This is a genomic window from Roseateles saccharophilus (assembly GCF_004342485.1).
Classification (GTDB): Bacteria; Pseudomonadota; Gammaproteobacteria; order Burkholderiales; family Burkholderiaceae_C; genus Pelomonas; species Pelomonas saccharophila.
This window is the reverse complement of record NZ_SMBU01000036.1, coordinates 41,888-52,900: the sequence shown is the minus strand read 5'-3', so window position 1 is coordinate 52,900 and position 11,013 is coordinate 41,888. Positions and strand designations below refer to the sequence as shown.

Annotated in this window: 10 protein-coding genes; 7 read left to right on the top strand and 3 right to left on the bottom strand. The window is 68.8% G+C overall.

The window, feature by feature from the left end; translation table 11 throughout:
- Nucleotides 1–106 precede the first annotated feature (106 nt).
- The gene (locus EV671_RS21780) at nucleotides 107–484 is read left to right on the top strand and encodes a DUF779 domain-containing protein (RefSeq protein WP_132575754.1); all 378 of its coding nucleotides are present in this window, start codon (nucleotides 107–109) and stop codon (nucleotides 482–484) included.
- Between the two features lie 177 nt (nucleotides 485–661).
- Here EV671_RS21780 and EV671_RS21775 read toward each other — a convergent pair whose 3' ends face one another.
- Genes EV671_RS21775 through EV671_RS21765 form a run of 3 tightly spaced genes read right to left on the bottom strand, consistent with a single transcriptional unit; the run spans nucleotide 662 to nucleotide 3,752 of the window.
- On the bottom strand, nucleotides 662–1,273 hold the full coding sequence (locus tag EV671_RS21775; RefSeq protein WP_132575752.1) for a M15 family metallopeptidase: 612 nt from the start codon (nucleotides 1,271–1,273) through the stop codon (nucleotides 662–664).
- A complete protein-coding gene (locus EV671_RS21770; protein ID WP_132575750.1) occupies nucleotides 1,270–2,169 on the bottom strand; it encodes a LysR family transcriptional regulator in 900 nt (299 codons plus the stop codon). Before EV671_RS21770 ends, EV671_RS21775 begins: the two co-directional genes overlap by 4 nt.
- The gene (locus EV671_RS21765; protein WP_132575748.1) at nucleotides 2,166–3,752 is read right to left on the bottom strand and encodes an ABC transporter substrate-binding protein; all 1,587 of its coding nucleotides are present in this window, start codon (nucleotides 3,750–3,752) and stop codon (nucleotides 2,166–2,168) included. Before EV671_RS21765 ends, EV671_RS21770 begins: the two co-directional genes overlap by 4 nt.
- Nucleotides 3,753–4,142: 390 nt before the next feature.
- On the opposite strand from EV671_RS21765, the gene EV671_RS21760 reads away from it, so the two are divergent.
- The 6 genes from EV671_RS21760 to EV671_RS21735 all read left to right on the top strand — a co-directional run bounded on the left by EV671_RS21760 (nucleotide 4,143) and on the right by EV671_RS21735 (nucleotide 10,990).
- Entirely contained in the window at nucleotides 4,143–7,172 is a 3,030-nt protein-coding gene (locus EV671_RS21760; protein WP_132575746.1) for a hypothetical protein, read from the top strand.
- A gap of 54 nt (nucleotides 7,173–7,226) precedes the next feature.
- Nucleotides 7,227–8,303, top strand: coding sequence for a tartrate dehydrogenase (locus EV671_RS21755; RefSeq protein WP_132575744.1), 1,077 nt, complete (start codon nucleotides 7,227–7,229; stop codon nucleotides 8,301–8,303).
- Entirely contained in the window at nucleotides 8,300–9,352 is a 1,053-nt protein-coding gene (locus tag EV671_RS21750; RefSeq protein WP_132575742.1) for a homocysteine S-methyltransferase family protein, read from the top strand. The genes EV671_RS21755 and EV671_RS21750 overlap by 4 nt, the downstream gene beginning before the upstream one ends.
- 36 nt (nucleotides 9,353–9,388) lie before the next feature.
- Complete coding sequence (locus EV671_RS21745) at nucleotides 9,389–9,802, top strand: VOC family protein (RefSeq protein WP_132575740.1); 414 nt, start codon at nucleotides 9,389–9,391, stop codon at nucleotides 9,800–9,802.
- An 81-nt stretch (nucleotides 9,803–9,883) separates the two neighbouring features.
- Nucleotides 9,884–10,240 (top strand): carboxymuconolactone decarboxylase family protein, encoded by a 357-nt coding sequence (locus EV671_RS21740; RefSeq protein WP_132575738.1) that lies wholly within the window; start codon nucleotides 9,884–9,886, stop codon nucleotides 10,238–10,240.
- A gap of 147 nt (nucleotides 10,241–10,387) precedes the next feature.
- Nucleotides 10,388–10,990, top strand: coding sequence for a hypothetical protein (locus tag EV671_RS21735; protein WP_132575736.1), 603 nt, complete (start codon nucleotides 10,388–10,390; stop codon nucleotides 10,988–10,990).
- The last annotated feature ends 23 nt before the right edge of the window (nucleotides 10,991–11,013 follow it).

The window sequence follows — 11,013 nt, the reverse complement described above, 5'->3', positions numbered from 1 at the left end:
CTCATGACCTCAACTTCTCGAACCGCCCGGTGCGGACCCGCATGCCGGGTGGTGTGGGAGGGGTTCGGCCGTCAATGGCCGGCCCCTATCCCGATTGGAACCCGTCATGAGCACTTCCATCCCCCGCGTGCGGGCCAGCGAGGCCGCGCAGGCGCTGATCCGGCAACTGCAGGCCCGGCACGGCGAGCTGCTGTTCTACCAATCCCACGGCTGCTGCGCCGGCAGCGCGCCGATGTGCTTCGCCGTGCACGAGCTCAAGCTCAATGCCGACGACCGCCGCCTCGGCGCGGTGGACGGTGTGCCCGTCTACGCCAGCCTGGCCCAGTGCGACTACCTGGCCGGCCTGCAGATGACGTTGGACGTGGCGCCGGGCAACAGCGGCAGCTTCGGCCTGGAGGACGGCTCGGGCCAGCATTTCGTCGCCCACTTCAGGCTGTGGACGGACGAGGAGTTGCCGCGGCTGGCGCCGATCGTGCCCGTCTAGGGCCTCCCTGACTACGAACGGGCTCTAGTCACAAGCCGGTTCAGTTGAGACGCTTGTCGCCGCCCCGATTCGGACTGATCGCTGGCGATTCGTGCCCGACGTTTGAGCGTCGCCAAGCAGGCGCCTGCCCGCCTCCGGTGCTGGCCGCAAGCAGCCCATCAGTCCCCAGCCCCGCCCTCACAGCACCCTTGGCAGGTCCCGCCGCACCGCCACGCGGTCGCCGAAGTCGAAATGCCACCACTCGGTCGGGATGCCGTGAAAGCCCGCCTCGCGCATGGCCGCGCGCAGCCAGCCGCGCTCGACGAGGTGCCGGGCCGTCAGCGCGCCCAGGGCCAGGTGCTCGGCCTCGTGGTCGGGGTGGGAGGCCAGCGTCATCTCGTCGAAGCCGCTGCCCATGTCGACCTCGCGGCCGGCCGGGTCCAGCAGCGTGATGTCCACGGCCATGCCGTAGCTGTGGATGGAGCCGCGCTCCGGATGGGCGAGGTAGAGGGTCAGCGGCGTGCCCTGCAGTTCGTCCCACAGACGCTGCTGGACGCGCTGGGGGCGCAGCGCGTCCAGCACGAGCAGGCGGTAGCCGGGCCGGCGCCCGGCCAGCCAGGCGGCGGCCTGCTCCAGCGCGTCGGCGGCTTCGCGGCGCAGCCAGTCGCAGGCTATGCCGGCATAGACCGAGTGGCCGACGAAATTGTCGGGCGTCGCATAGCGCAGGTCCACGGCGATGCCGTGCTGCAGCGTGGCCAGGCGGCGGAAGTCAGGGTGGCTGGCGATGTCTTCGATGCGGATGGAGTTCAAGGCAGTCTTGCCAGATGCTCTTGAGCGGCGGCGGTGATGAACTTGACGAGGCGGCGCGAGGCCTGGCCCAGCGGCGCGCTGGCGGCGCTGAGCAGGTAGAGGTTGACGTTGACGGCCGGGTTCAGCGGGCGCACGCGCACGCGGCCGGGGTCGGCGCTGGCAGCGGTGAAGGGGTCCACCAGCGTCATGCCGACACCGGCCTCCACCAGCGCGCGGGCGAGCTGGTAGGTTTGCACGGTGATGCGGCTGGCGAGCGGTTGGCCCAGCGCCTCGCCGGCATGGTGGAGCAGGCCGGCCAGCGGGTCGTCGCTCTGCAGGCCGACGATCTCGGTGCGGATGTCGGCCAGGCCCAGCGGGCCTTCGCCCCTGGCCTCGGGGCTGTTTAAGGGGCAGAGCGCGACCATAGGCCCGCCGGCGATGGCCTCGGCCTTGATGCCGGGGTGGCGCGGGTCCTGCAGCGACAGGGCCAGGTCGGCCTCGCCGAGCAGCAGCGCGGACACGATCTCGCGCGTGTGATGGGTGGCCAGCGAGCAGCTGGCGTGCGGGAAGGCCTTGCACCAGGGCGTCATCGCGGCGGGCACGATGGCCAGGGCCAGGGCCGGCGTGACGACCAGGCGCACCTGCTCGCTCTCGCCGCTCTTCAGGTTGGCGGCCAGGCGGCGGATGCCGACGAGGTCGCGGTTGAGCTTGTCGATCTCGACGAAGAGGCGCTGGGCCTCGGGCGTCGGGTAGAGCTTGCCGCGCACGCGGTCGAACAGCGGCATGCCGAGCTGCAACTCGCAGTGCTGCAGCACCTTGGTCACGGCGGGTTGCGAGATGTGCAGCAGTTGGGCCGCGCCGCTGATGGTGCCGGCCTGCATGATGGCGTGGAAGACCTCGATGTGTCTGAGCCTCACTTGCGATACACCCCTTCGAAGTCGACGCTGCCGTTGGGCGCCATCTTGAAGCCGACGACATCCTTGCGGATCGGGATGTAGACGGTGGAGTGGGCCATCGTGATCCACGGCCGTTCGCGCTTGAAGATCTCCTGGGCCTTTTCGTAGAGGGCGATGCGCTTCTTCGGATCGGGCGTGGCGCGGGCCTCGTCGATCAGCTTCTCGAACTCGGCGTTGCAGAACTTGATGCCGCTTTTGTTGGCCGCGCAGCTGAGGTTGGGCGTCAGGAAGTCGTCGGCGTCGCCGGTCTCGCCGCTCCAGCCGCTCATGTAGACGTTGTGCTCGCCGTTGTTGGCGCGCTTCAGGTACTCGCCCCATTCATAGGTCTTGATGTGGGCCCTGACGCCTATCCTGGCCCAGTCCTGCTGGATGAGCTGGGCCATCAGCTGGCCGTTGGGGTTGGTGGGGCGTTGCACGGGCAGGGCCCAGAGGTCGATGTCGAAGCCGTTGGGGAAGCCCGCCTTGGCCAGCAGGGCCTTGGCCCTGGCCGGGTCGAACTCGTTCTTCAGCTTCTTGTTGTAGCCGGGGATGGAGGGCGGGAAGGCGCTGACGGCCTGCATCGCGTCGCCGCGCGGGAACAGCGCCTTGAAGATGGCGTCGCGGTCGATGGCGATGTCCAGCGCCTCGCGCACCTCGCGCCTGTCGGTGGGCGGCTTCTTCAGGTTGAAGCTCAGGTAGGAGACGTTCAGCGCCTGGATCTTCTCGATGCTGATGTTGGGGTTGCCGGCCAGCGTGCCGACGTCCACGTCGCGCAGCGCCGCCGCCACATGGCATTCGCCCAACGCGATCTTCTGCACCCGCACATTGGGCTCGCGGCTGATGCTGAACACCAGGGCCTGCGTGGGCTGCCTGCCGCCCCAGTAGTCGGGGTTAGCGGTCATGCGCAGTACGTCGTCCTTCGCATAGCTCTTGAACATGAAGGGCCCGGTGCCGACCGGCTGCACATTGATCTGCGAGGCCTTGCCCTGCTTCAGCAACTGGGCCGCGTACTCGGCGGACTGGATGCCCGCCCAGGCGAAGGCGAAGTTCGCGACGAAGGTCACATTGGGCTGCTTCAGGCGGAAGCGCACCGTCATGTCATCGACCTTGTCGATGCCGTCGATCAGCTTGGCCAGGCCGAGGTTTTGCGGGTAGACGAAGGTGGCCGGGAAGGCTTTGTTGAACGGCGTAGTTGGATCGATGAAGCGCGTGAAGGTGAAGATCACATCGTCGGCGTTGAGGTCACGCGTGGGCTTGAACCAGGCCGTGCTGTGGAACTTCACGCCGCGGCGCAGCTTGAAGGTGAAGCTCTTCGCATCGGGCGAGATCTCCCAGCTCTCGGCGAGCTTGGGCGCCAGCTCCGTCGTCGGCCGCTTGAAGCCCAGCAGGCCGTCGAACATCTGGGCGCTGACGATATTGGTGCTGGCGCCGTCCCACATGCCGGGGTCGAAGCCCTCGGGGCTGGCGTCGGCGCAATAGACCAGGGGCTTGCCCTGGGCCTGTGCTGCCGGCGTGACGGCGGCAAGGGCGAAGGCGGTCAGCAGGACGGGAGCGAGGGACTTCATCAGGAGGGGAAACATGGCGCGGGCGAGGCAGGAGCCGGGATTGTTCGGAGCGGGCCCCTTCAGGGCAAGCGCTCCGGTCATTTGATTCGATAACGCAAAGTTATACGTTGGGCAATCCTGCCCCGGTAACAACTCGCCACGATGTTGGCGAGGGCCGGAGAGAGAATTTCGCGCTGCCGCTGCAGCCGTCTCGTTCTGTTTGTAGCCCATGCGGCTACAAAGGATTCAATTGCCATGAACGGCTTCCAACGTCGCAGATTCCTCCAGTATTCGACCGCCATGAGCGCTGGCCTGCCCTGGGGTGGGCGCTGCGGCGACGCCGCAACGGCGTTGCCCGCCACGGAAGGCGGGGCTGCTTCGCGACGGCCCCCCCCTGCTTCCGTGCCCGCCGTGTCGGCCGCTGTGCTGGGTTTCAGAACCGGTGCGATGCAGTTCAGCCTCATCGGCGCGAAGACGCAGGCCAGATCCCCGTTTGCCCTCGGCTTCGCATTCAAGCGTGGCGACATTCCGGCCGGCTCGACGGTGGCCGGCAGCCTGGGCACGCTGCAGGTCACTGCGCGCACGAGCTGGCCGGACGGCTCGCTGAAGTTCGCGCAGCTGGCCGGGCTTGCCGACCTGACGGCCGATACGATGCTGACGGTGCGACTGCGCCGCGCCGCGCCAGGCGCCGGCACGGTTGCCGCGTTGGGCCTGGCCGATCTGAAGAAGACCCATGTGACGGCCGAATTCGTGGCCGGTGCGCTGGGCACGGCCAGCTTCGGGGCATCCGATTGGGACACCCCCTTCCAGACCTGGGTCAGCGGCCCGCAGATGTCGTCCTGGGTCTATCGCAAGCCGATTGGCAGCGATGCCCACCTCGTCGCCTGGCTCGAGGTACGGCTTTTCGCCAATGGTGCCGTCGAGGTGCTGCCCTGGATCGAGAACGGCTATCTGATGGTGGCCGGCCCGGTGAACAAGGCCGCGACCTACGGCTTCAAGCTCGGCGGCAGCGAACGATTCAACGCGGCCATCGATCTGCCCCACCATTGCCGCACGCCGCTGATCAGCGGCCCGGAACTGTCCTACTGGCTGGGCGAAGACCCCGGCGTCACGCTGCGCCACGACGTCGCCTACCTGCAGGCGACCGAGCAGGTGCCGACCTATAGCGCCCGGGTGCCGCCCACTGCCGTTGCCGCGCAGGGCCTGGTGAAGAGCTTTGTGCCGATGGACAAGGCCAATTTCAGCTATGACGGCGACTCCATGCCGGCCTCGGGCTACCAGGAATCCATCGGCCTGCTGCCGCAGCACGACGCCCTCTACCTGACCTGCGACAGCGCCAACACCTATGCCGCCGTCGTGCGCAACGGCTTCGCCGCCGGCCGCTATCCGCTGTACTACCGCGACGAGAAGACGCAGCGCCCGGTGCGCTTCTCCGACCACCCCAACCTCGTGCTGAACCGCGATAGCCGCGTCAGCGACCTCGGCGGCTCGACGCGCAGCCAGTACACGCCCAAGCCTGCGGGCACGCAGTCCCCCAAGTGGGACTGTGCCCACAGCCCCTCGGTGGGCTATATGGCCTATCTGCTGACCGGGCGCTGGTACTTCATGGAGCAGGTGCAGTTCGCCGCGACGCTGAACTACCTGACCAAGACCGACGAGCCCAATATGCGCCGCGGCGCCCAGGGCCTGGTGCAGTCCTGCTTTGGCGGCTGGCAGACCCGGGCCTGCGCCTGGCAGTGGCGCACGCTGACTCAGGCGCTGAACGTGACGCCGGACAGCGACACCGTGCTGCGGCAGGAGTTCATCGACTGCGTGCAGTCCAACATCGAGAGCTTCCACGCCGTCTACGTCGCCCAGCCGAACAATCCCTATGGCTGGGTCCAGCCCGGCGAGGGCTACCAGAATGCCATGCAGTTCGGTGCGTCCTGGCAGCAGGACTTCGTCACCGCAGCCTTCGGCTATTCGCTGGCGATGGGCCTGCCGGTCTCCCCGGCTGTGGCGGCCAAGCACGAGGCCTTCTTCCGCTGGAAGGCGCGCAGTGCCGTCATGCGCCTGGGGCCGGCCTCCGGCTTCTGGTATGTCAACGCGGCCCAGTACACGGTGAGCATTTCGCCGGTGCGTGTGCCCGACTTCCAGGGCGGCAAGGGCCCCTGGTATCCGACCGATGCCGCCGTCTATGCGGCGACCTATGCCAGCGCGCCGAGCTGGTTCGGCAGCGTCGAAGGCCGGCTGGCCGGCGAGATCATGCCGGGCGACCGGGCCGCCTGGGGCAATCTGGCGACGGCGCTGGCCTACGCGGTCCGCCACGGCGTCAGCGGCGCCGTGGCGGCCTACCAGCGCCTGACGACGGCGAGCAACTATCCCGCGCTGCGCGACGCCTTCCATGGCGCACCGGTCTGGTCCGTTGCGCCGGCCCGCATCACGCCGGCCTGGATGGCGGGCAAGCCCGTCGGCGAATGGTTCGAGATCCCGGGCACGGCGGGTGCCGGCGGGGCGGCGGTCGAGGCCTACAGCGGCATGGCCATCAACGAGCTGACCAGCGAGATCCTCATCGCGGCCGCGGGAGGTCACAACGACTCCGCCGACAACCGTGTCGTCTCCCTGAGCCTGGCGGCCGACACGCCGAGCTGGACGCAGCGCCAGGCACCCAGCACGTCCTTCGCACGGGACGTCGACTACTACAGCGATGGCAAGCCCACGTCGCGCCACATCTACAGCTCGCTGCATTTCGTGCCTCAGGTCAACCGCCTGATCCTGTTCGGCGTGCGCGCGGCTTACGGCGCCGCCGTGAACTTCCCCAGGGTCGACGCCTTCAACCTCGACACGAACAAGTGGGATGCCAAGGGCAGTTTCGTCGACATGCCGGTCGGCGTGTACGGCGCGGGCCAGATCCGAGCCACCGGCGAAGTCATCAGCAACGGCCTGAAGAAGTGGTCGCCGGTGGACCGTAAATGGACGGATCTCGTCACCAGTACCAAGGGCGACAGGGTACGTTGGCCGGTCGCCTTCGATTCGCGCCGGGGGCAGCTCTTCTGTCTGCAATGGGGCGACGGCCAGGGCTACGACCCCTTCCGGCTGTTCGCCAGCCGCGTGCCGCTGGGCAGTGATCAGCAGATCACGGTCAGCTTCAATTCGAGCCCGGCGCTGACCCAGTGGCTGGCCGACAAGCCCGCCTACGCCGCGATGGATTACGACCCGGACAACGATCGTTTCCTTTTCTACGCCGGCCAGGGCGACGCGGCGGGCCGGGTCTATCTGATCCAGCCCAACGATGGCGATACCTGGGACATGGGCATCCTCCGCGCCGGCAGCGTGAGGGTCCCGGGCTCGCCGAGCGGCGGCAGCGGCATGCAGAACCGCATGCGCTATGTGCCGGCCCTGCGCGGCATCGTGCTACTGGCCCGCAGCAGCGCCAACCTCTATTTCCTGCGTACCGCCTGAATCAGAATCCGTCCATGCGGTCCGAGGCCGCCACGTTCTCAACGAGGATTCCCGATGCAGAAGATCGCAGTCATCGCCGGTGACGGCATCGGTACCGAGGTCATGCCCGAGGGCCTGCGCGTGCTGCGTGCGGTGGCGGAGCGCTTCGGCCTGGCTTTGCGCTTCGACGAGTTCGACTTCGCGCATTGCCGCTATTACGAGCAGCATGGCCAGATGCTGCCCGACGACTGGAAGGACCGGATCGGCGGCCACGACGCCATCTTCTTCGGCGCGGTCGGCTGGCCGGCCACGGTGCCCGACCATGTCTCGCTGTGGGGCTCGCTGCTGAAGTTCCGCCGCGAGTTCGACCAGTTCGTGAACCTGCGCCCGGCGCGCCTGCTGCCCGGCGTGCGTTCGCCGCTGGCGGGGCGCGGCCCCGGCGACATCGACATGTGGATCGTGCGCGAGAACACCGAGGGCGAATACTCCAGCGTCGGCGGGCGCATGTATGCCGGCACGGAGCGCGAGATCGTCATCCAGGAGACGGTGATGAGCCGCGTCGGCGTGGACCGCGTGCTGCACTTCGCCTTCGAGCTGGCCGCCTCGCGCCCGCGCGCCAGGCTCACGTCGGCCACCAAGAGCAACGGCATCGCCATCACCATGCCCTACTGGGACGAGCGCGTCGAGGCCATGGCCGCGCAGTACCCCGGCGTGGCCGTCGACAAATTCCACATCGACATCCTCTGCGCCCACTTCGTGCAGCGGCCGCAGCACTTCGACGTCGTCGTCGCGAGCAACCTGTTCGGCGACATCCTGTCCGACCTCGGCCCCGCCTGCACCGGCACCATCGCCGTCGCGCCCTCGGCCAACCTGAACCCGACGCGCGAATGGCCCAGCCTGTTCGAGCCGGTGCACGGCTCGGCGCCGGACATTGCCGGGAAGGGCATCGCCAACCCCATCGGCCAGATCTGGGCCGGCGCGATGATGCTGGACTTCCTCGGCCACCGCGCCGCCCACGACGCCGTCATGGCGGCCATCGAGGCGGTGCTGGCCGACCCCGCCGCGCCCCGGACGCCCGACCTGGGTGGCACGGCCTCATGTGCCCAACTGGGCGAGGCCATTGCCCGGGCTGCGAGAATCGCCCGATCATGAAGCCCATCGCCTACACCCGTGCCCAGGGCCTGCCGGCCCTGCTCCAGCAACGCATCGCCGTGCTCGACGGCGCGATGGGCACGATGATCCAGCGCTACAAGCTCACCGAGGCCGACTACCGCGGCGAGCGCTTCAAGGACCATGGCAAGGACCTGAAGGGCAACAACGAGCTGCTGCTGTTCACGCGGCCCGACGTCATCCGCGAGATCCACGAGCAATACCTCGCGGCCGGCGCCGACCTCATCGAGACCAACACCTTCGGCGCCACCTCCGTCGCTCAGGAAGACTACGACCTGGCCGGGCTGGCCTACGAGATGAACCTCGTCGCCGCGCAGATTGCCCGTGCCGCCTGCGACAAATACTCGACGCCCGACAAGCCCCGCTATGTCGCCGGCGCCCTGGGCCCGACGCCGCGCACCGCGTCCATCAGCCCCGACGTGAACGACCCCGGCGCCCGCAACATCGACTTCGACACGCTGCGCGCCGCCTACTACGAGCAGGCCAAGGGCCTGCTGGATGGCGGCGCCGACCTCTTCCTCGTCGAAACCATCTTCGACACGCTGAACGCCAAGGCCGCCATCTTCGCGCTGGACGAGCTGATGGAAGACACCGGCGAACGCCTGCCCGTCATCATCTCGGGCACGGTGACCGACGCCTCCGGCCGCATCCTGTCCGGCCAGACGGTCACCGCCTTCTGGCACTCGGTGCGCCACGCGCGGCCCATCGCCATCGGCCTGAACTGCGCGCTGGGCGCCACGCTGATGCGGCCCTATATCGAGGAGCTGTCCAAGGTGGCGGGCGAGGTGGCGGTGAGCTGCTACCCCAATGCCGGCCTGCCCAACCCGATGAGCGACACCGGCTTCGACGAGACGCCGGACGTGACGGCCCGCCTGGTCGGCGAGTTTGCCCAGGCCGGCTTCCTGAACATCGCCGGCGGCTGCTGCGGCACCACGCCCGACCATATCGCGGCCATCGCCAAGGCCGTGTCGGCCTACAAGCCGCGGGCCAGCGGCGAGAAGTTCTTCAGCCAGATGCTCGATGCCGCCTGAACGCGGCGGGGGCGGGCCTGCGCTGACGACACCCTCATGCTCAAGCTCCAAGGCCTGGACCATCTCGTGCTGCGCGTCGTCGACCTCGACGCGATGCTGCGCTTCTACGTCGACACCCTGGGCTGCACCGTCGAGCGCCGCCAAGACGAGATCGGCCTCGTGCAGCTGCGCGCGGGGCGCTCGCTGATCGACCTCGTGCCCGTGGCCGGCAAGCTCGGCCGCATGGGCGGCGCGGCACCGGGCGCCGAGGGCCGCAACCTCGACCACTTCTGCCTGCGCGTCGAGCCCTTCGACGCGGCCGCCATCCGCGCCCATCTGGCGTCGCACGGCATCGACGCCGGCGGGGTCGAGAGCCGCTACGGCGCCGAGGGCGAGGGGCCGTCCCTCTACGTCAGCGACCCCGAGGGCAATGTCGTCGAGCTCAAGGGCCCGGCCGCCGGCCAGCTCTGAAGCCGGCCTTTGCCTCAGATCAATGCTGGCGGCACGCGTTGCCGCCAGCATGGGCACGGCACAGATGGCCAGGAGCCCCCGATGAGCACCAACTACCGCGCCCTTGCCGGCGACGTCTCGGCGACGCTCGCGCAGCTGCGCGCCGACATCCCCGACACGACCCGCGGCTTCGGCTCGCTGTCCCAGGCCGCGATGCGCGACGGCGTCCTCGACCGCAAGACCAAGGAGCTCATCGCGATGGCCCTCGGCGTCGCGGCGCGCTGCGACCCCTGCCTGGCCTTCCACGCCGAGGCCCTCGTCAAGCTCGGCTGCACGCGGGCCGAGCTGGAGGAGATGCTGGCCGTCTGCGTCTACATGGGCGGCGGCCCGGCGCTGATGTACGCGGCCCATGCCTTCGATGCGTTCGAGCAATACGGCGGCGAGCACGAGCCCCGGTGACGGCGTCATGACAGCCGCGCCGCGCGCGGCCCGCTCTTGCGCTGGGTCAAGCCGCGGCGATTCGGCACCCGGCGCGTAACCGGAATTTCATGCAGGCCGGTCAGGCTGTCGCCACGCGTTGCGCGTGATCGAGAAGGCTTCACCATCATGGCCAAGTTCTGGGACCAGGTCCGCACCCTGCGCTGGGACGACCACCGCTACTACCACCAGTGCCGCATCAACCAGACGCTGCACCTCGTCAGCGCGATCAGCTTCCTGGTCGCCTACGGCCTGCTCTTCGTCGACCCCGCCGCGGCGGCCTGGGTGGGCTGGTGCGTCGGCATGGTCACGCGCCAGAGCGGCCACATCTTCTTCGAGCCGCGTGGCTACGACCATGTCAACCAGGCCACGGACGAACACAAGGAGTCCATCAAGGCCGGCTACAACATGCGCCGCAAGGCCGTGCTGATCGGCGTCTGGCTGACGCTGCCGGTGCTGCTGGCCCTCAGCCCCAGCCTGTTCGGCCTCATAGCGCCGGCCCAGGGCCTGGCCGGCTGGGCGCACGACGTGGGCCTGGCCTGGCTGATGCTCGGCGCCTCGGGCCTGGTGCTGCGCGGCCTGCAACTGGCCGTGCTGCGCGGGCCGGGCTGGGGCCTGGCCTGGGTCGTCAAGATCCTGACCGACCCGCTGCACAACATCGACATCTACTGGCGCTCGCCGCTGGCGCTGCTGCGCGGCCAGCGCTACGACCCCATCGGGTCCGCCCATTGAGCGGCAGGGCTGGCCTGCAAAAT

Excerpts from the sequence above, each read along its gene's own strand:
- EV671_RS21780 (WP_132575754.1), top strand. The coding sequence starts at position 107 with ATGAGCACTTCCATCCCCCGCGTGCGGGCCAGCGAGGCCGCGCAGGCG.
- EV671_RS21765 (WP_132575748.1), bottom strand. The coding sequence starts at position 3,752 with ATGAAGTCCCTCGCTCCCGTCCTGCTGACCGCCTTCGCCCTTGCCGCC.
- EV671_RS21755 (WP_132575744.1), top strand. The coding sequence starts at position 7,227 with ATGCAGAAGATCGCAGTCATCGCCGGTGACGGCATCGGTACCGAGGTC.
- EV671_RS21750 (WP_132575742.1), top strand. The coding sequence starts at position 8,300 with ATGAAGCCCATCGCCTACACCCGTGCCCAGGGCCTGCCGGCCCTGCTC.
- EV671_RS21745 (WP_132575740.1), top strand. The coding sequence starts at position 9,389 with ATGCTCAAGCTCCAAGGCCTGGACCATCTCGTGCTGCGCGTCGTCGAC.
- EV671_RS21740 (WP_132575738.1), top strand. The coding sequence starts at position 9,884 with ATGAGCACCAACTACCGCGCCCTTGCCGGCGACGTCTCGGCGACGCTC.
- EV671_RS21735 (WP_132575736.1), top strand. The coding sequence starts at position 10,388 with ATGGCCAAGTTCTGGGACCAGGTCCGCACCCTGCGCTGGGACGACCAC.